Annotated in this window: 14 protein-coding genes and 4 pseudogenes; 8 read left to right on the top strand and 10 right to left on the bottom strand. The window is 65.7% G+C overall.

The annotated features are described in order from the left end of the window. Positions 1–47: 47 nt before the first annotated feature. Together G6N41_RS04385 and G6N41_RS04380 are read left to right on the top strand one after the other, a co-directional pair. The gene (locus G6N41_RS04385; protein ID WP_231608818.1) at positions 48–359 is read left to right on the top strand and encodes a PE family protein; all 312 of its coding nucleotides are present in this window, start codon (positions 48–50) and stop codon (positions 357–359) included. After that, positions 359–1,645, top strand: coding sequence for a PPE family protein (locus G6N41_RS04380; protein ID WP_198966704.1), 1,287 nt, complete (start codon positions 359–361; stop codon positions 1,643–1,645). Before G6N41_RS04385 ends, G6N41_RS04380 begins: the two co-directional genes overlap by 1 nt. Positions 1,646–1,647: 2 nt before the next feature. Here G6N41_RS04380 and G6N41_RS04375 read toward each other — a convergent pair whose 3' ends face one another. Next, the gene (locus tag G6N41_RS04375; protein ID WP_198966703.1) at positions 1,648–2,058 is read right to left on the bottom strand and encodes a hypothetical protein; all 411 of its coding nucleotides are present in this window, start codon (positions 2,056–2,058) and stop codon (positions 1,648–1,650) included. Between the two features lie 28 nt (positions 2,059–2,086). Beyond that, positions 2,087–3,127 carry a DNA polymerase domain-containing protein gene (locus G6N41_RS04370; RefSeq protein ID WP_198966702.1) on the bottom strand — a complete coding sequence of 347 codons (1,041 nt, stop codon included), beginning with the start codon at positions 3,125–3,127 and terminating at the stop codon, positions 2,087–2,089. Between the two features lie 37 nt (positions 3,128–3,164). On the opposite strand from G6N41_RS04370, the gene G6N41_RS04365 reads away from it, so the two are divergent. Then, complete coding sequence (locus tag G6N41_RS04365) at positions 3,165–4,241, top strand: ATP-dependent DNA ligase (RefSeq protein WP_198966701.1); 1,077 nt, start codon at positions 3,165–3,167, stop codon at positions 4,239–4,241. A 98-nt stretch (positions 4,242–4,339) separates the two neighbouring features. Beyond that, on the top strand, positions 4,340–4,903 hold the full coding sequence (locus tag G6N41_RS04360) for a hypothetical protein (RefSeq protein ID WP_020730984.1): 564 nt from the start codon (positions 4,340–4,342) through the stop codon (positions 4,901–4,903). Positions 4,904–4,923: 20 nt separating this feature from the next. On the opposite strand, the pseudogene G6N41_RS04355 reads toward G6N41_RS04360, so the two are convergent. Continuing rightward, positions 4,924–6,180 (bottom strand): annotated as a pseudogene (locus tag G6N41_RS04355) (cytochrome P450). 79 nt (positions 6,181–6,259) lie between these two features. On the opposite strand from G6N41_RS04355, the gene G6N41_RS04350 reads away from it, so the two are divergent. Further along, positions 6,260–7,354, top strand: coding sequence for a DUF2330 domain-containing protein (locus G6N41_RS04350; protein WP_198967716.1), 1,095 nt, complete (start codon positions 6,260–6,262; stop codon positions 7,352–7,354). 19 nt (positions 7,355–7,373) lie between these two features. Here the strand turns inward: G6N41_RS04350 and G6N41_RS04345 are convergent, their stop codons facing one another. The 4 genes from G6N41_RS04345 to G6N41_RS27980 all read right to left on the bottom strand — a co-directional run bounded on the left by G6N41_RS04345 (position 7,374) and on the right by G6N41_RS27980 (position 10,376). Continuing rightward, a complete protein-coding gene (locus tag G6N41_RS04345) occupies positions 7,374–7,856 on the bottom strand; it encodes an NUDIX domain-containing protein (protein WP_198966700.1) in 483 nt (160 codons plus the stop codon). Between the two features lie 7 nt (positions 7,857–7,863). Next, entirely contained in the window at positions 7,864–9,228 is a 1,365-nt protein-coding gene (locus tag G6N41_RS04340; protein WP_198967715.1) for a WS/DGAT/MGAT family O-acyltransferase, read from the bottom strand. A gap of 69 nt (positions 9,229–9,297) precedes the next feature. Continuing rightward, entirely contained in the window at positions 9,298–9,714 is a 417-nt protein-coding gene (locus tag G6N41_RS27985; protein ID WP_231608816.1) for a hypothetical protein, read from the bottom strand. Beyond that, positions 9,711–10,376: an SDR family oxidoreductase gene (locus tag G6N41_RS27980; RefSeq protein WP_231608815.1), complete on the bottom strand. Its 666-nt coding sequence runs from the start codon at positions 10,374–10,376 to the stop codon at positions 9,711–9,713. The genes G6N41_RS27985 and G6N41_RS27980 overlap by 4 nt, the downstream gene beginning before the upstream one ends. A gap of 184 nt (positions 10,377–10,560) precedes the next feature. On the opposite strand from G6N41_RS27980, the gene G6N41_RS04330 reads away from it, so the two are divergent. Both G6N41_RS04330 and G6N41_RS04325 read left to right on the top strand, forming a co-directional pair. Further along, positions 10,561–11,367, top strand: coding sequence for a lysophospholipid acyltransferase family protein (locus tag G6N41_RS04330; RefSeq protein ID WP_198966699.1), 807 nt, complete (start codon positions 10,561–10,563; stop codon positions 11,365–11,367). A 44-nt stretch (positions 11,368–11,411) separates the two neighbouring features. Next, positions 11,412–11,921: an adenosine-specific kinase gene (locus G6N41_RS04325; protein ID WP_198966698.1), complete on the top strand. Its 510-nt coding sequence runs from the start codon at positions 11,412–11,414 to the stop codon at positions 11,919–11,921. A 16-nt stretch (positions 11,922–11,937) separates the two neighbouring features. Here the strand turns inward: G6N41_RS04325 and G6N41_RS04320 are convergent, their stop codons facing one another. After that, positions 11,938–13,740 (bottom strand): AMP-dependent synthetase/ligase, encoded by a 1,803-nt coding sequence (locus G6N41_RS04320; RefSeq protein ID WP_198966697.1) that lies wholly within the window; start codon positions 13,738–13,740, stop codon positions 11,938–11,940. Positions 13,741–13,999: 259 nt separating this feature from the next. On the opposite strand from G6N41_RS04320, the pseudogene G6N41_RS04315 reads away from it, so the two are divergent. After that, a pseudogene (locus G6N41_RS04315) lies at positions 14,000–15,019 on the top strand (AraC family transcriptional regulator). A 91-nt stretch (positions 15,020–15,110) separates the two neighbouring features. Here G6N41_RS04315 and G6N41_RS04310 read toward each other — a convergent pair. Both G6N41_RS04310 and G6N41_RS04305 read right to left on the bottom strand, forming a co-directional pair. After that, positions 15,111–16,459: pseudogene (locus G6N41_RS04310) on the bottom strand (WS/DGAT/MGAT family O-acyltransferase). Positions 16,460–16,511: 52 nt separating this feature from the next. Then, positions 16,512–18,011, bottom strand: a pseudogene (locus G6N41_RS04305) (flavin-containing monooxygenase). Positions 18,012–18,274: the final 263 nt, after the last annotated feature.

Genomic DNA, 18,274 nt, shown 5'->3' with positions numbered 1-18,274 from the left:
ATGTGCAGGCATCGCGGGCTTCCGGGCCCCGAATAGGAGCCGAAGTGGTGATGTTGCGAGTTATTCCCGAGGGTTTGGCGGGGGCCAGTGCGGCGGTAGCGGCCATGACAGCTCGATTGGCCGCCGCGCATGCCGTTGCGGCGCCCGCCATTACGGCGGTGATTCCGCCAGCGGCCGATCCCGTGTCGGTGCGCAACGCGGCTGGGTTTAGCGCCGTCGGCGTTGAGCATTGCACCATGGCCAGCGAAGGCATCGAGGAATTGGGCCGCTCCGGGGTCGGCGTGGGTGAGGCCGGTATCAGCTACACCGTTGGAGACGAAGCCGCGGCAGCCGGCTACGGCGCTTTTGGCGGCCTGTGATGACCATGCCGATATGGACCGCCCTGCCGCCGGAGGTGCACTCCGCGCTGCTGTACGCCGGTCCTGGTCCCGGCCCCATCGTGGCCTCGGCGCAATCGTGGCAAGCGCTGGGCGCTAGCTACGCCGAGGAGGCCGCCGAACTCGAAGCGCTGCTGGCCACCGTGCAAGCCGGGCCCTGGCAGGGGCCCAGTGCCGCCAGTTTCGTTGGCGCCTACGGCCCGTATCTGGCGTGGCTGACCACGGCCAGCGCCGACTGTATGGCGCGGGCCGCAACACACGAGGCCACCGCGGCCGGCTACGTCAGCGCGCTGGCGGCGATGCCGACGCTGGTGGAGCTGGAAGCCAACCACGTCATCCACGGCGTGTTGCTGGCGACGAATTTCTTTGGGATCAATACGATCCCAATCGCGCTCAACGAATCCGACTATGCGCGAATGTGGATTCAAGCCGCGACCACGATGAGCGTCTATGACGCGGCCAGCGCCGCCGCAGTGGCCGCAACACCACACACCAACCACGCCCCGCCCATCCTCAAACCCGGAGCCAGCTCACTCACCAGCCTGCCTCCGCCGCCCAGCCCGCCCTGGTGGAGCATCATGTGGCAGCTGCTGCAAACCCTGGCCGACATCGTGTCCCAGACGGTGAGCCAGTTGGCCAGCGAGGTGGCCAGTTTCGCCTGGCAGTTCGTCTTCTACCTCGGCCAGATAGTGGTGGCGTACGGGGTCATGCTGCTGGGCTACGCACTTCAAATGATGAAGATCCTGAACCTGCTGATCGCCGACCTGATCGTATTGGCACTGGATCAAGTTCAACTCGTCCTCATGTACCTCTACATCACGTTGCGCGGCGCCATTGCCATGGTCACGCTGGTCGCGGATTTTCTCAACAAGGTGCTCACGACGCTGTCGCTGGGAGTCGAGCACGCGATCGCAGCAATAGCGCAGGCGATCCGCGAACTGCTCGGTGGCGCGGCCATGGCGTTTCAGGCGGGCGGAGTTTCGCCGCTTTTGCCCCAAGCGAGCGCCCTGGGCAATGCCCCCACCGGCGCCATCGGTCTGGCACATTCCGGCGTGGCAGCGGCCGCATTACCCAACGCACATTTGGTTTCCGCGGTGCAGCTGTCTTCCAGCGGGTCGATGACGGCGGCGGGATTCGCCGGCACCGCGCCACAGCAATCGATTGCGCAGCCGGTTGGATTGTCCACGCTAAGCGCCGGCTCATTTGGCGCCGACGCACCCTTGCCGTTGCTGCCCAGCACGTGGGCCGCGGGCTCGATACCGGTCTGAACTCAGGTCGGCGGGCGCTCGATTCTCCAGGGGCCGCCGTCCCCGTCGCGCTGCAGCTTGACCTCATCGGTACCACCGTCGCGCTTGCCGTCGACCTCGATCTCGACGGCGACGCGAATGGTCGCCTTGCTTTGTCCGCGCAACCGGACGGCGAGCACCTCCAAGCGGTGAAATGTCCAGCCGCGCAAGGTTTCGAGCTTGTCGATGATGATGTTGTCATCGGGCCAGAGCAGTTGTCCGGTCAGATCGTCGCCGCGCATCAACGCCGCGTAGAACCCGACGACTGCCGCCGCCGGATCGTCGTTGCCTGGCGCCAGGTCGGCCGCCCGGGCGGGCGTGAGCACGATGGGCTCAACGTAGTCCGCCCAACCGTCGTCGTCACGTTCCTTGGTCGCCGGAATGATCAGCGCCATACGCCGATGGTACCCGGCGCATAAGGGCTTAGTCGTGGGCGTTTTTGGGTTCCAGGTCGGTGTCGCGGCTGGGCTGCACCCGCTTGGGTTCGCCCGGCATCTTGGGATAGTTCGGGGGGTAGGGCATGTCACCGAGCCCGCGCTCGGCGTCGGCTTCAGCCATGTCCAGCAGCCCCGTAATCGACTGGGCCACGTCGTCCATGCCGGCCCAGGGGTCCGCACGGCGGGCAATCAGGTCGGCAACCGTGGCCATGGTGTAGTCGTCCGGGTCGGCGCCGGCCAGCTCTTCCCAGGTCAGCGGCGTCGACACGGTGGCGATCGGGGTGGCCCGCACCGAGTACGCCGACGCCATGGTGCGGTCGCGGGCGTTCTGGTTGAAGTCGATGAAGATGCGCTGGCCACGTTCCTCTTTCCACCACGACCTGCTGACCGCCTCGGGGGCGCGGCGCTCAACTTCGCGGGCCAGGGCGATGCCGGCCCGGCGCACCTCGATGAAGTCCCAGTCGCTAGCGATGCGCAAGAACACGTGGATCCCGCGGCCGCCGGAGGTCTTCGGATAGCCGACCAATCCCAGGTCATCGAGCACCGGCTTGAGCACGTCGACGGCGACCGAACGTGCCTGCGCGAAACCGGTACCGGGCTGCGGATCCAGATCGATGCGCAGCTCGTCGGGGTGCTCGGTGTCGGGGCAGCGCACCTGCCACGGGTGCAGCGTGACGGTTCCCATATGCGCCGCCCAGACGATCGCGGCCGGATGGGTCACCTGCAGCGCGTCGGCGGTGCGTCCCGACGGAAAGGTCACCTGACACGTCCGCAGATAGTCGGGGTGGTGCTTGGGCACGCGTTTCTGATAGATCTCCTCACCGTCGATGCCGTCCGGAAATCGCTGCAAGTGGGTGGGACGATCCCGCAACGCGGTCAGCATCGGACCGCCCCCGACCGCCAGGTAATAGTCGATCAACCGGCCCTTGGTGCCCTGCTTCCCCAGCTTCGGGAAGTACACCTTGTCCCGGTTGGTCACGCGTACCGCGATGCCGTCGACGTCAAGTTCTTCTGCTGCAGCGGGCATACCTGGATTCCAGCATGCCGCACGCCACAATGAACTAATGGACCTACCAGTCATGCCGCCGATTTCGCCGATGCTGGCCAAGGCGGTCAAGACGATCCCGGCCGATGCGTCCTATGAACCCAAATGGGATGGATTCCGCTCCATCTGTTTTCGCGACAACGATGAGGTAGAGCTCGGCAGCCGCAACGAACGTCCGCTGACCCGCTACTTCCCGGAACTGGTCGCGGCGGTCCGGGCGGAGCTGCCGCGGCGCTGCGTCCTTGACGGCGAGATCGTGATCGCCACCGGCCACGGCCTGGATTTCGAGGCGCTGCAACAGCACATCCACCCCGCCGATTCCCGGGTGCGGATGCTCGCCGAACACACCCCGGCATCCTTCATCGCCTTCGACCTGCTGGCCCTCGGCGACGACGACTACACGACGCGTCCATTTGTCGAGCGGCGCGCGGCGCTGGTCGAGGCGGTCGGCTCCGGCCCATCGATCCATGTCACCCCGGCCACCACCGATCAGGCGACGGCACCGCGGTGGTTCGAAGAGTTGGAGGGCGCCGGCCTCGACGGAGTGATCGCCAAACCGCTGGCGGTCACCTATCAGCCGGACAAGCGCGTGATGTTCAAGATCAAGCACGAGCGCACCGCTGACTGCGCGCTGGCCGGATGTCGCCTCCACAAATCCGGCGGTGACGTCATCGGTTCGCTATTGCTGGGCCTCTACCAAGACGACGGGCAATTGGCGTCGGTCGGCGTGATCGGGGCATTCCCGATGGCCGAACGCCGGCGGCTCTTCACCGAGCTGCAGGAGCTGGTGACCAGCTTCGAGGACCATCCGTGGAACTGGGCCGCCCACCAGTCCGGCGAACGCACGCCACGCAAAAACGAGTTCTCCCGCTGGAACGCCGGCAAAGACCTCTCGTTTGTGCCGCTGCGCCCCGAACGCGTGGTCGAGGTGCGCTACGACCACATGGAGGGCCCGCGGTTCCGTCACACCGCCCAGTTCAACCGGTGGCGTCCCGACCGCGATCCGCGTTCCTGCACCTACGCCCAGCTCGAGCAACCGCTGACGTTCAGTCTCGACGACATCGTTGCTGGTCTCGGACCCCGCTGCGGGCGCTAGGCCCGACGGGCGTTCGAGGAACGCAGCGGCCGCCGGTGCGGCGCGCCTGAAAACCCGAAGGTCCAGATTGGCGCGTCAAACGCCTTTAAGATGTCGTGATGCTGCACGTATCCACATTGTTCGTTGCAGGTAGCGCCAATCTGGACGAACACGGTGCGATCAATGCCACACGCATTCCGATGACCTGGTTTGAGGTCGATCAAGTCCCGCTTTGGGCAAAGGTTCCGATCGTTCTGGTGGTGCACGCGCCCGCCGGCGGCGACTACGACCCGGAATTACACGTGGTGTGCAAGGACCCCTCCGGAGCGCCGCGCGGCACCCTGCGGGCGAGTTGGCACTGGCCCGACGAAGTGGACAAAGCCTCCAAATATCGGTGCTTCACCCAGGAGCTCTCGTTCCCGATCGAGTCCGCGGGTGAATACACCATCGGCGCCTACTACGACCAGCAGGGCAAGTTCGAGCTGTCCACACCGATACCGATCACCATCCTGTTGACCCAACCGCCACCGGTCGAGGGTGAAGGCATGCCGGTCGCCGGCGAAGAAGTGCCGGTTGCCGGTGAGGACGTACCGTTCGCCGGCGAGGGCACGCCGGTCGCTGGTGAAGGCGTACCGGTCGAGTACGAAGACGTGCCGCCCCAGGGCGAGGGCCAGGGCGGCTAGCCCGATTCACGGCCCGCCGATTAGGAAAGCGCCACCGTCATCGACTCGAGCCCACGCAAGGTGACGTTCGTCTTGTATTGCGGCTCGCCGTCCAGCCGCGCCTTCGGGAAGCGCGCCGCGATTGCCGACAGCGCCACCGCGGCTTCCAGCCGCGCTAGCGGCGCACCAAGGCAGTAGTGCGCACCGCGACCAAATCCCAAGTGCCGCACAGCACCCCGATCCGGGTCGAATTCTTCGGGCCGATCGTACTCGGCGGGATCGCGATGCGCGGCCGCCACCAGCATCATCATCACATCCCCCTTGGTCACTTCGACGTCCCCAATTACCATGTCCGCCCCGGCAATTCGGCCGATCAATTGCACCGGCGGGTCATAGCGCATGGTTTCCTCCACCACCGCGGCGGTCCGGTCGGGATCGGCGCCCAGCTGTGCCCACTGCCGACGGTCGCGCAGCATGGCCAGGATCGCGTTGCCGATCAGGTTCACCGTGGTCTCGTGTCCGGCAACCAGCAACAACACGCAGGTGGAGACGATCTCGTCCTCGGTATGCTGATCACCGGACTCTTCGACGGCGACCAACCCCGACATCAAGTCTTCGCCGGGTTGCGACCGGCGCAGCGCGATCAGATCACGCAGGTATCCGCGCAGCCACTGCCCCGCTTCCAGCGAGTCATTGAGGTTTTCCGCGTTCTGGCCGGTGAAGGCGAAAAACGGGTCCAACGCCTGCGCCAGCAGCGCCGAGGCCTGGCTGAACTGCGGCTCATCCTCCAGCGGCACCCCGAGAAGCCGGCAAATCACCGCCACCGGCAGCGGGTAGGCGAAGTCTGAAACCACGTCGAATCGGCCCTACTCGGCGATCCGGTCCAGCAATCCATCCACCAGGGAGCTGATCTCAGGTCGCAACGCGTTGACCACTTTGGGGGCGAACGCCTTGCTGACCAGTTTGCGCAGCCGGGTGTGATCGGGGGGATCGAGAAATAAAAAGCCGGGCGGGAAGTCGCGGCCCAGGGCCGGTTCCTCCTCCACCCGCCGCTGGGCCACCGTCGACTTGGTCTGGTCGCTGCAGGAGGACGGGTGTCGCAGCACCTAGTCACAGTCCCCAAAGCTGGAGAACAAGACGAAGTTGGCCTCGGGCAGATGCAGTGGCCCATGTTCACGCAGCCGAGCGCACAGCGGATACGGGTCAGCCCGGATCGCCGGGTCCAACAATTGGAACAGAAATGCCTGTGGTTCGACTTGCTCGGTGAACTCGATGGGCTCGATGGGCCGTGTGGTCATGCTGACATTGTGCCTGCGCATGAAAAACGTGTGGTCAAAGTGGGTAGCGGCCGTCACCGGGCCGCGTAGCATCTGCGAGATGACGGTGCTTCGCGTGTGCCGGTCGGGGCTTGTTGCCGTTTTCCTGGTTTGTGTAACCGCTGCGGTAGCACTGGCCGCCACGGTGCTGGCCGCGCCGGGCTACGCATGCGCGTGCGGTGCCGCGATCGCCCCGGGCGACGCCCAGGCCACCATGAATCATGAGGTGGCGCTGGTGCATTGGGATGGGACGACCGAAACCATCGTTGTCCAATTGGCGGTGGACGCCACGACTGACAACCTCGCCCTGGTCGTGCCCACCCCCATGCCGGCCACCGTCGCCCCGGGCGACAAGGCCGCCTTTCTCGAACTCGACGCGTTGACCACGCCAGAGATCCGCCACCAGCACCGCTGGAATCTGGATCTGGGCTTCAGGGCGGGCGGACCGGAAGAGGGGGTGCGCGCCGCCCATCCCCCCGAAGTGATCAATCAAGTGCACCTCGGCCCCCTAGAAGCCACCACCCTGGCCGGCGGTGACCTGCCCGGCCTGCAAGCCTGGCTGGCCAACAACGGCTACGCGCTTCGTCCGGCGGTGGCGGCCGCACTGGATCCCTACGTACGAGAAGGCTGGGCTTTCGTCGCGATGCGCCTGACGAGCACGGTTCCGATCGTTGGCGGGCTCAATCCGGTACGCATGACCTTTCGTTCATCGCAGTTGGTCTATCCGATGCGGCTGTCGGCCGCCGCATTGGACCCACAGCATGTCGTCGTCTTCACGCTGACCGATCACCGGCAGGTGCGCACCGACGCCGACAGCGCCATCCAGGCCACCGAGGTCCAATTCGCCGGCAACATCGCCAACCACGTGCACGACCCGCTGCTGCGCGAACTGGTCGGCAACCACGGGTCATACCTGACCAAGACCCAGGTGGACGTGTACGAGACGTCCCGAATCTCCTCGGACTTTACCTTTGCCGATGCGCCCAACGACGACGCCTACCGACCGGTGATCGTCGTCTACGACAACGTCGCCATCCCTCTGGTGGTGATCCTGTTCGCGGGGTTCGCGGTGGCGGTGATGGCGGCGGCGGTGGTCCTATTCGTGGTCCTTCGGCGCCGGCGAACCCGCCTGGGGGCCGGCGGGGTGCCGGGCTGAGCCAGCCACGCCGCGCTCACTACCCCTCGCCCAGCCCCGCAACCGACGGGTCGGCCATCAGCCCGTCCAGGAAATCGCGCTGTCCCTTGAGCAATTTGCCCCGCGCGATCGCGACCGGAAACCAGCCGACCCGGTCGACCTCGGGGAATTCGCGCACCTTGCCCGACCCCTTCGGCCACTCCAGCTCGAAGGTGTTGCTGTGCGCCTCGGTGAAGTCGAGGTCACCGCGCACCGCGAACGCGGTCACCACTTTGCCGCCGGCTTGCTTGACCGAACCCAGGTCGATTCGCGCTCCGTCCGGCACCGACAAACCGATCTCCTCGGCGAACTCGCGCCGGGCCGCCACCCAGGGATCTTCGTCTTGGGTGTACTCGCCCTTGGGAATGGACCAGGCGCCGTAGTCTTTTCGCGCCCAGAACGGACCTCCGGGATGGACGATGAGCAGCTCGAGGACGCCAGCCGCGGCGCGATACACCAGCACACCCGCGCTGAGCTTGGGCATCGACTCGCTAGACCCCGACGGCCTGCTCGAGATCCTTCAGCGACGTTTCCAGGTGCCCCAGCAGCCGCTGCAGGCTCGGCACACTGCGGCGGCAACCGACCAGTCCGAAGTCGAGCCGGTCGGCGTTGTTGACCAAGGTGATGTTCAGCGCCTGGCCATCAGGGATGTTGGACAGCGGGTAGCTGCCGTCCAGCCGGGCGCCCCCGTAATACAGCGGCTGCGCCCCACCGGGCACATTGGAAATGACGATGTTGAATGGTGGCGGCACCGTCGACAGGAATCCCGGTACGCCGGCCAGGGTCAGCGGTGCCATGTTCAGCCCCGACAACGCCAGCAACTGCAGGCGCGGCAGATCGGCGAGCACCTTTTTGTTCGCCCGCATGGAGGCGCTGATGATTTCGATTCGCTGCGCCGGATCCTCGACATTGGTGCCGAGGTTGCACAAGACGCTGCCCACCATGTTGCCGCCACTGTCGGCCTGTTCCTTGGAGCGCAGGCTCACCGGGACCATGGCGATCAGCGGTGCGTCCGGCAGCGCGTCCTGTTCGATCAAGTAGTACCGCAGCGCACCGGCGCACATCGCCAAGACCGCGTCGTTGACGGTAACGCCGGCGGCTTGCTTGACGGCCCTGATGCGCTCCAGTGACCAGGATTGCGCCGCGCACCGGCGCGCTCCCCCGACCTTGACGTTGAACATGGTGTGTGGCGCCGCGAACGGCAGGGTCAGCTGCTGTTCGAACAATGCCGCGCGCGCCAGTTTCAGCGTCGAGGGCGCCAGTCCGGCGACCGATCCCGCCATCTTGACCAGCGAACCCACCAGCGATGAGCCGCCGCCGTCGGACTCGGGTCGCGGCGGCCGGGGCAGATTCCACATCGCCCGCACCTCGGTGTCGGACGGGTCGCCTGACATGGTGCGCTGCATCAGCTTCGCCGCCGAGACGCCGTCGATCAGCGCGTGGTGCATCTTGGCGTACATGGCGAAGCGGCCGTCGCTCAATCCCTCGACCACGTGCAGTTCCCACAGCGGGCGATGGCGGTCGAGCAGACTGGTGTGCAGCCTGGAGGTCAGCTCGAGCAGGTCGCGGACCCGGCCCGGAGAGGGCAGCGCCGACCGCCGAACGTGGTAGTCGACATCCAGGTCGTCGTCGTAGGCCCACGCCACCCGCGCGATACCGCCGCCGATCGTCGCGGGGTGCTTGCGGAATGTGGGCTGGAATTCGTCGTTGGCCACCAGCGCCTCGTAGAAATTACGGACGAAATCCGGGCCGGCGCCCTCCGGGGGCTCAAACAACGACAGGCCACCCACGTGCATGGGATGCTCCCGTGATTCAACGAACAGGAACATCGAGTCGGTGGGCATCATCAATTCCATCCACTTATTAGACACCCGCCTGGTGCGGCATTGTGAGCCCGCATCCGGGCGGGCCCGCATCCGGCCGATTCAGAACATCGCCGCGGAGCCAACCTCCGGGTGGTTGCGCATGAACTCCACGAGCCGATCGACGTAAGCGGTGAACGGCGGTGGCCCGACCACCGGGCCGCCGGCAAGGTCGGCACGGCAGTGGTCGGTCAGATAGAAGGTGGGATGGGAGAAGTAGTCGACGGTTTCGGGAGGGATCCGCATCAGGCGGTACAACCCCGGGACTCGCGCCAGCGAGGCTTTGGCCAGCTTGCGCGGCAGCGGCACCTTGGTGACGTCCCGGCCGGTGGCCCGGGCCAGGACGTCGGTCATCTCGTCCACCGTCAGTGGCCGCGGATCGGCCAGGTGATAGGTGCGGCCCTGCGATTGCGACAGTCCACTGAGGTAACCCACCGCGTCGATGACGAAGTCGCGCGGGACCACATTGACTCGCGTCATGGTGGGATCACCGGCGACCGGAGGATCGCCCGGCGCGGCTGGCGCAACAGCCATTGCATGACAAAGTATGGCCCGTCGAACTTTTGGGTCTCGCCGGTAGCGCTGTCACCGACGACGATCGACGGGCGATAGATCGTGGCCGGCATGCCCGCAGCCATCCGGGACCGCACGTCGGCCTCGGCCAGATGCTTGGTTTCCTCGTAGTAGTTGTTGAACGGGGCACCGACTTCCAGGTCATCCTCACCGAACGGACCGGCGTAGCGGCCGCTGACGTAACAGGTGCTGAAGTAGTGCAGACGGGTCAAGTTGAGGCACTGTGCCAGCGCGTCAAGGACGTTGCGGGTGCCGTCAACGTTGATTCGAACCGCTACGTCGCGTGCCACCGCCAAGTCATAAGCGGCCGCCAGGTGCCACGCCTCGGTGACATCGCTGAGATCGGCTTGCGCCAGGCCCAGTCCGGGGCGGGTGATATCTCCCTGAACCAGTCGGATACGACCCTCGAGCTCCGGTTCGGCGGCGCTCAACTCGGCCACCCGCACACCGGCTTGGGTGGCGAATTTGGGCTGGACTAAACAAATTGCCGAACTGTCGGTGCGCCTGAGAATGCCGGGCAATAAGGCACTGCCGAGAAAGCCGGGGAAACCGGTCATCAATACGCTCATCGCCGCACTCCTGGCCACCTATTAAAGCGACCCCCCGGGGCACCACTGCTGAACCGACGTTATCGATTGACGGGCCTTTTTAGATGGCCTTTCGACCCGCAATCGAACGCCATTAGTCCTCGGTTACGGCAGGCTTTTACCAGGCATAATCAAATTGCCGACACCCTCGCCGTGACGGGAGCTCATGAACCGCAACGAAATCGACGGCCCCGAGATCGCCAAGTGGGATCGCGGCTTCACCTCGACGGTAATCGGGGCGGTCACTCCCGTCATCAAGCGATGGTTTCGGTCGGAGGTGCGCGGTTTGGAGTCTTTCCCGCCGACCGGCGGCGTGCTGGTGGTGTCCAACCATTCCGGTGGGGTGTTGACGCCCGATTGGAACGTGCTGGCCCCCGCCCTGTACGGCAAGTTCGGCTACCAGCGCCCGCTGTACACGCTGGCCCACTATGGCGTGTTCATCACCCCGTTTCGCGCCTCGCTGGGCCGCCTCGGCGTCATTCATGCCAGTCCGGACAACGCCACGGCGGCGTTGCGTTCGGGTGGGGTGGTGCTGGTCTTTCCCGGCGGGGATTACGACGCGTTCCGGCCGACACTGGCGCAGAACGTCATCGATTTCGGTGGCCGTACGGGCTACGTCCGGGCCGCAGTGCGGGCCGGCGTGCCGATTGTGCCGGCGGTGTCGATCGGCGGCCAGGAAACTCAACTATTTGTCAGTCGCGGCAACTGGCTGGCAAAGCGGTTGGGGCTCAAACGAATCCGAATAGAGATTCTTCCCATTACCATCGGCTTACCGTTCGGCCTGACGATGTTCTTTCCCGCCGATTTTCCGCTGCCGGCCAAAATCGTCTATCAGGTACTGGAGCCGATCGACATTGCCGCCCAGTTCGGCACCGACCCCGACGTCGCGCAGGTCGACGCCCACGTGCGCTCGGTGATGCAGTCGGCCCTCGATCGGCTGGGCGAGCAGCGCCGATTTCCCGTGCTGGGCTGATCACCCGCGGACCGAATCGCCGGAATTGATGGCAGCATGGAACCGTGACGGGAAAGGTTTCCACGACGACGGTGTCCTGGGATGTGGTTTCGGTTGACAAGCCCGAGGATGTCAACGTCGTCATCGGCCAGGCGCACTTCATCAAGACGGTCGACGATCTGCATGAAGCCCTGGTCGGGGTCAGCCCGTCGCTGCGGTTCGGGCTGGCCTTTTGCGAGGCGTCGGGCCCACGCTTGGTCCGCCGCACCGGCAACGACGCCGAGTTGGTCGAACTTGCCACCGACACCGCCCTGGCCATCGCGGCCGGCCACAGCTTTGTGATCTTCCTGCGCGAGGGCTTCCCGGTGAACATTCTCAACCCGGTCAAGGCGGTGCCCGAGGTCTGCACGATCTTCTGCACCACCGCCAATCCCGTGGAAATCGTGGTCGCGGCGACTCCCCGGGGTCGCGGCATCGCCGCGGTGATCGACGGCCAGACGCCGCTGGGCGTGGAGACCGACGTGGATGTGACCGAGCGGCGCGAACTGCTTCGCGCCATCGGCTACAAACTTTGACGGTCTCGCGCCGCGGTCACTGCTTGCGGTAGAGCGAATCGATCTCGCCGGCGAATCGTTCGGCGACCACGTTGCGCTTCACCTTCAGCGTGGGGGTCAGCTCACCGGTGAGGACGGTGAAGTCCACCGGCAGGATGCAGAACTTGCGGATTGATTCCGCTTGGGAGACCACCTGATTAGCCTGTTTGACGGCCTGATCGATCTCGGCGGTGAGGTCGGGGTCATCGATGAGGTCCGCAACCGAGGCGGCGGCGGCCTTGCTGTGGTGCTGCTTCCAGACCTCGAAGCCTTCCGGATCGATGGCGATCAGCGCGCCGACGAAGGGCCGGTTGTCCCCGACCACCATCGCCTGGCTGATCAGCGGGTGCGCCCGCAGCTGGTCTTCGAGGACCGCCGGTGCCACGTTCTTGCCGCCGGCGGTCACGATGATCTCCTTCTTGCGACCGACGATCGACAAGAATCCGGCGTCGTCGACCGACCCCAGGTCACCGGTGTGGAACCACCCATCGACGATCGCCTCGGCGGTGGCATTCTCGTTGTGCCAATAGCCGGTGAACACCACCCCGCCGCGGACCAGCACCTCGCCGTCCTCGGCGATCGCCATGCTGTTGCCGGGCAACAGGTTTCCGACCGTGCCCACTCGCTCTTGACCGATCCGGTTGGCGGTGATGGCAGCGCTGGTTTCGGTCAGTCCGTAGCCCTCGTAGATCGTCAGCCCGATGCCGCGGTAGAAGTGACACAACCGGGTGCCCAGCGGCGCTCCCCCGGAGACGGCGGCGTGACAATCGCCGCCCAGCGCCGAGCGCAGCTTCTCGTATACCAGCCGATCGAACAGTGCATGCCGGGCCCGCAGCAACAGGCGGGGGCCGCCGGTGTCCAGCGCCTTACTCCAGGCGATCGCGGTTGCGACGGCGAGATCGAAGATCATGCCCCGGCCGCTGTCGCGAGCCTTCAACTCGGCTGTGTTGTAGACCTTTTCGAATACCCGGGGCACCGATACCACGACCGTCGGCTTGAAGACGCCCAGCGTCGCCACCAGGTTCTTGATGTCGCCGGTGTAGCCGATGGTGACTTTGTTGGCGAATGCAGACATCGACAGCGACCGGGCCAGCACGTGGGCCAGCGGCAGAAATACCAGCAGTCGCTCGCCCTTGCGCAACAGCGTCGGAAAGCATGACGCCGCGCCGCGCGCTTCGTAGAGCAGATTGGAGTGGGTCAGCTGACAGCCCTTCGGGCGCCCGGTGGTGCCCGAAGTGTAGATCAGTGTCGCCGGGTCGGAGGACCGCAGCGCTGCCAGCCGGTCGTCGAGTTGGTCGCGGGCTACCGATTTCCCTGCCTCGGCGAGCTCGTCGAGCGCCGCGGGCCCATCGGAGTCGAGGTGCAAGATCTTGCGCAAGCTGGGCAACTCATCGCTGAGTTGCTTGATCAGCTGGGCATGGGCATCGGTCTCGGCGACCGCCAATACCGCCCCCGAATCCTCCAGGACCCAGCGCACTTGCTCAGCCGAAGACGTGTCGTAGATCGGCACGCTCACCGCCCCGACCGAGAGGATCGCGTAGTCGAGGATCACCCACTCGTAGCGAGTGGCCGACAAGATGGCCACCCGATCGCCGGCATTGACCCCCTCGGCGATCAAACCCAGTGCGGCGGCCCGGATCTGCTGGGCGGCCTGGGCGCAGGTCACGTCCGTCCAGGTGCCGTCGACTAGCCGCTGAAAGATCACATGATCTGGGTCGTCTCGCTCATGCGTGTACACGCAGCTGGCGACGTTGTCCTCTGCGGTAACGGTGAAATCCGCGGGAACATCCCATTCACGCATGCTCAGCAACCTCTCCCAAGTCAGATCCGAAAGTCAGATAGCGGTGCCGGGGCCAAACAACTGAGTCAAGCTCTGTCGGCTCGCACCCATTCGAGATTAGGCGCCCAGCCGCCACCTTCCCAGTACCGGCTGAAAGCCTACGTTGCGGATCGGCCCTTGCGCCGCCATTCACACTTTGACCTGTAGATATCCAGCCGACCACCGACCACGCCGACTCTGGTCCTTGACACGACGCGAGCTTGTGCAGAGTGTCGAGTGCATGTCCGTGGTGCGCGGGACCGGGCTCTCGAACTACCCGAACCTGGTTTCCGAATTGGGCGGAGACCCGGCGGCGCTGCTGCGCGCGGCCGGTGTCCGCGAGCAAGACGTCGGCAACTACGAAGCGTTCATACCGGTGCGCGCGGTCATCCGAGCGATCGAGACAGCCGCGGCCGCCACGGGCACGCACGACTTCGGGCGGCAGCTGGCGCAGCGGCAGGGCATCGAGATTCTGGGACCGGTGGGAGTGGCGGCGCGCACCGCCGCGACGGTGGCGGATGCCCTGATGATCTTTCACACCTTCATGGCCGCCTACAGTCCGGCCATCCACATCGAGATCACGCCGCTGGCCCATACGCAGCGCTCGTTCGTCGCCATCGAGATTGTGCCCGACGATCCGATCCCCTGCCCGCATACGTTGGAGCTGGCACTGGGCGTCTCGTTGGGGGTGTTCCGTTTGCTGATGGGTGCCGACTACACCCCGCTGGCGGTGCATCTGCCGCACGACCCGTTGAGCCCTCCGACCACGTATGTGCGGTATTTCGAGTGCACGCCCCACTTCGCGTAGCGCCGCAGCGGATTCACGGTGCGCAGCACTGACCTGGTCCGTCCGCTGCATCGCGACGAACTGGCGCACCGCGCGGTGGTCGACTACCTGAGCAGCATCACCCCGCTGGGCGCCGGGATCGTCGAATCGGTGCGCACCATGGCCCGCCAGCTGCTGCCCACCGGGGCGGCGACACTCGAGGTGGTCGCCGCGCAATTCCACCTGCATCCCAAGACCCTGCAGCGCAGGCTTGCCGACGAATCCGCCACCTTCGCCGCACTCATCGACGAGGTGCGCAAGGAGACCGCCGATCGCTACCTGCGGACCACCGCCATGAGTCTATCGCATCTGGCGCGCGAACTCGGCTACGCCGAGCAAAGCGTGCTGACGCGCTCGTGCAAACGCTGGTTCGGAATCGGGCCGGCCGCCTATCGCGCCAAGACCCGCGTGCGGGCCACCCCGCGACGGAGATAGCGACAACGACTCTTCCGGCATCACCGCCTACCGGACCGCCGCGAATGCGGACGGTTCCCAGCCAGCGGGCGACATCGGCGCTCGAGTTACGTCACAGCCCGACCGCACGCTCCAGCTCCTTAAGCGAGGTCTCCAGATGTCCGAGCATCCGCTGCAGATGCGGCACGCTGCTGCGGCAACCGACCAGCCCGAAGTCCAGCCGGTCGGCGGTACTGGTCAACGTGATGTTGAGCGCTTGTCCGTTGATTGGCAGCGAAAGCGGATAGTTGCCGACCAGTCGGGCACAGTTGAAGTATCGAGGCTCCCGGACGCCGGGGACGTTGGAAATGCAGACGTTGAACGGCGGCGGTGTCACCGTCGACAGACCCGGAAGCGTATTGAGCGCAGCGGGGCTCAGCAGCAGCAGCGACAGGGCCAACGCCTGCGCCCGGGGCAGTTGTGCCAGCACCTTCTTGTTGTCGCGCATCGAGGCGTGGATGACGGCCAAGCGCTGCGCCGGATCGTCAAGATGTGTCGCCAAGTTCCACAACACCGCACCGACCATGTTGCCCCCGACCGAATCACGCTCGGTGCGCAGGCTGACCGGAACAATCGCCACCAGCGGTGCGTCGGGCAACGCGTCGTTGTCTTCCAGGTAGCAGCGCAGCGCACCCGCGCACATCGCCAGCACGACGTCGTTGAGGCTCACTCCCGCAGCGTTTTGACCGTCTCGACGCGGTCGATATCCCATGACTGCGCGGCGCAGCGCCGCGCTCCGCCGATGGCGACATTGAGCATGGTGCGCGGCGTTGCGAATGGCAACGTCAGCTGCTGTTCCAATAGCGCGGACCGCGCCAGGCGCAGTGACGAAGGAGCCAGCCCCGCAACCGATCCGAGCATCCCGCCGAGTTGGCGCAGCGGGCCGGGCCGGGTCTGAACCCGGCGCGACCGCTCCGGCGCCGGCGACCAGGTAGCACGGAAGTTAGTGTCAGCGGGATCGACCGGAAGCGACCGGCGCATCAGCGCGAGTCCGGAGACGCCGTCGATCAGCGCGTGGTGCATCTTCGAGTAGATCGCAAAGCGCCCGTCGTTGAGGCCTTCGATGACGTGTGTCCCCCACAACGGACGATGACGATCGAGCAGGTGGGCATGCAGCCTCGAGGTCAGTTCCAGCAGCTCACGCACCCGCCCCGGAGCCGGCAGGGCCGAACGCCGCACGTGAAAGCCGAAGTCGATGTCATCGTCGACCGACCAGCCCAGATTGGTGAGCACGCCCTGAAACGATGCGGGGCGCTTGCGGAACAGCGGGGCCACCTCACGGCAGTCGAGCATCGCCTGGTGAGTCTCACGCACGAATGCCCGTCCCGCCCCCTCGGGAGGTTCGAACAGTTGCAGCGCACCGACATGCAGCGGATGATCGCGCGACTCTGCTGACAAGAACAACGCGTCAACCGGTGACATCAGTTCCATCGTCTTGTTACTCCTCGTGGTGGCTCGGCCCGTCTGCGGGCAGTCAGCCCGTCAAGGCCAGCGGGGGTGTGTCGGCGGCGGCCGACGCACTGAATTGCAGGTGGTCATCGTCGACCGGACCTTCGCGCAACGTCGCGCGGTCTGCGCGGTAGTCCATGCAGGTCCGCCATGGGCTCTCGGTGCCCTGGTGGGGGAACGCGGCGGCGGCACGCTTGACGTATCCGGCGGTGATCTCCAGCAGCGGCCTGGTCGGCATCGACGCGGGCGCGTGCGGGCGACATATGTTGTGACCGTTGGCATCCATGTGGGCCAGCAGTCGGCAGAAGTGCTCGCACACCAGCCCGACCTTGAGCGTCCATGACGAGTTGGTGTAGCCGAAGACGTAGCCGAAGTTGGGGACGTCGCTGAGCAGGAAACCCTTGAAGGCCACCTTCTGGGAGACATCGACGGGTTCACCGTCGACCGACAGGCCGATGCCGCCGAAGGCGAGCAGGTTCAGGCCGGTGGCGGTGACGATGATGTCGGCTTCCAACTCACGCCCGGACTGCAGCCGGATCCCGCGCTCGGTGAACGTCTCGATCTGGTCGGTGACCACCGAGGCCCGCCCGTCGCGGATGGCCTGGAACATGTCGGCGTCCGGCACGGCGCACAGCCGTTGATCCTAGGGGTTGTAGTCGGGCCGGAAATGCTCGTCTACCGGATACCCGGTTGGCAGCAGCCGGGCGTTGAGATGGCGGATGACTCGCCGCGCCGCCCCGGGGTAGCGCTGGCAGAAATGCCACACGAGTCGTTGCTTGGCGACATTCTTCTTGCGGGTGAGGGCGTAGGCCCGCTTCCGGCCGACCAGCTTGGGCAACGTGTTGGCGATGCGGTCCTTGGACGGAACCGGAATGATGTAGGTCGGCGACCGCTGCAGCATCGTCACGTGGCCGGCGGTCTCGGCCATGGCCGGCACCAAGGTGACTGCCGTCGCGCCGCTACCGATGATCAGCACCCGCTTGCACCGGTAGTCCAGGTTTTCGGGCCAGTGTTGCGGGTGCACCACCTGGCCGGCAAAGCGCTCTCGGCCGGGGAACTCCGGTGCGTAGCCCTCGTCGTACCGGTAATAGCCGCTGGCGCAGAAGAACCATTCGCAGCTCATGGTCACACGTTCGCCGGAGTAGAGGCGCTCGATCGTGACCAGCCAACGCGCATCCCGGGTAGACCAGGCCGCTTCTATCACCTTGTGCCCGAAGCGGATCGCCCGTGCGAGGCTATTCTCTGCGACCGTCTCCCGAAGGTAGGACATGATGGCGCCGGCACTGGCGATCGCCTTCTCGTTTTCCCAGGCCTTGAACTCGTAGCTGAACGTGTGCAGATCGGAGTCCGAGCGAATCCCGGGGTACCGGAACAAGTCCGAGGTTCCGCCGATGTCGTTGCGCACCTCGACGATTGCAAACGTCTTTGCCGGCTGATGTTCCTGCAGGTAGTAAGCCGCGCCGATGCCCGAGATCCCGGCACCGACGATCAACACGTCGACGTGTTCGATGCTGCTGGAGTTCATTTCGCGTGTCCTGTTCGGGTTGGCTGGCCCCACGGACCGCATTGTCCGCAGGGCGGTGGTTGAACCAGCAAGAACACTTTGCGGCAGGACACCGCCCTCAGTCTTGACAGCAAGCGACAACTTTTTGTCCATCAAGGACACCGGGTACCGACTAGGTCACAGCAGGTCGGTGGTGGTTTTCAACCCCGCGTCACGGAGCGCCCAGGCCCCTTCCCCTGCCGCCGGTGCACCCGCCGCGCGCCGCCCGCCGCCGTCGCGTGATG

The sequence above is a fragment of the Mycobacterium shottsii genome (assembly GCF_010728525.1).
Classification (GTDB): Bacteria; Actinomycetota; Actinomycetes; order Mycobacteriales; family Mycobacteriaceae; genus Mycobacterium; species Mycobacterium marinum.
This window is presented reverse-complemented; position numbering and strand designations above follow the sequence as displayed.

Coding starts and splice junctions, on each gene's coding strand:
- G6N41_RS04380 (WP_198966704.1), top strand. CDS start 359: ATGACCATGCCGATATGGACCGCCCTGCCGCCGGAGGTGCACTCCGCG.
- G6N41_RS04375 (WP_198966703.1), bottom strand. CDS start 2,058: ATGGCGCTGATCATTCCGGCGACCAAGGAACGTGACGACGACGGTTGG.
- G6N41_RS04370 (WP_198966702.1), bottom strand. CDS start 3,127: ATGCCCGCTGCAGCAGAAGAACTTGACGTCGACGGCATCGCGGTACGC.
- G6N41_RS04365 (WP_198966701.1), top strand. CDS start 3,165: ATGGACCTACCAGTCATGCCGCCGATTTCGCCGATGCTGGCCAAGGCG.
- G6N41_RS04360 (WP_020730984.1), top strand. CDS start 4,340: ATGCTGCACGTATCCACATTGTTCGTTGCAGGTAGCGCCAATCTGGAC.
- G6N41_RS04350 (WP_198967716.1), top strand. CDS start 6,260: ATGACGGTGCTTCGCGTGTGCCGGTCGGGGCTTGTTGCCGTTTTCCTG.
- G6N41_RS04345 (WP_198966700.1), bottom strand. CDS start 7,856: ATGCCCAAGCTCAGCGCGGGTGTGCTGGTGTATCGCGCCGCGGCTGGC.
- G6N41_RS04340 (WP_198967715.1), bottom strand. CDS start 9,228: ATGGAATTGATGATGCCCACCGACTCGATGTTCCTGTTCGTTGAATCA.
- G6N41_RS27985 (WP_231608816.1), bottom strand. CDS start 9,714: ATGACGCGAGTCAATGTGGTCCCGCGCGACTTCGTCATCGACGCGGTG.
- G6N41_RS27980 (WP_231608815.1), bottom strand. CDS start 10,376: ATGAGCGTATTGATGACCGGTTTCCCCGGCTTTCTCGGCAGTGCCTTA.
- G6N41_RS04330 (WP_198966699.1), top strand. CDS start 10,561: ATGAACCGCAACGAAATCGACGGCCCCGAGATCGCCAAGTGGGATCGC.
- G6N41_RS04320 (WP_198966697.1), bottom strand. CDS start 13,740: ATGCGTGAATGGGATGTTCCCGCGGATTTCACCGTTACCGCAGAGGAC.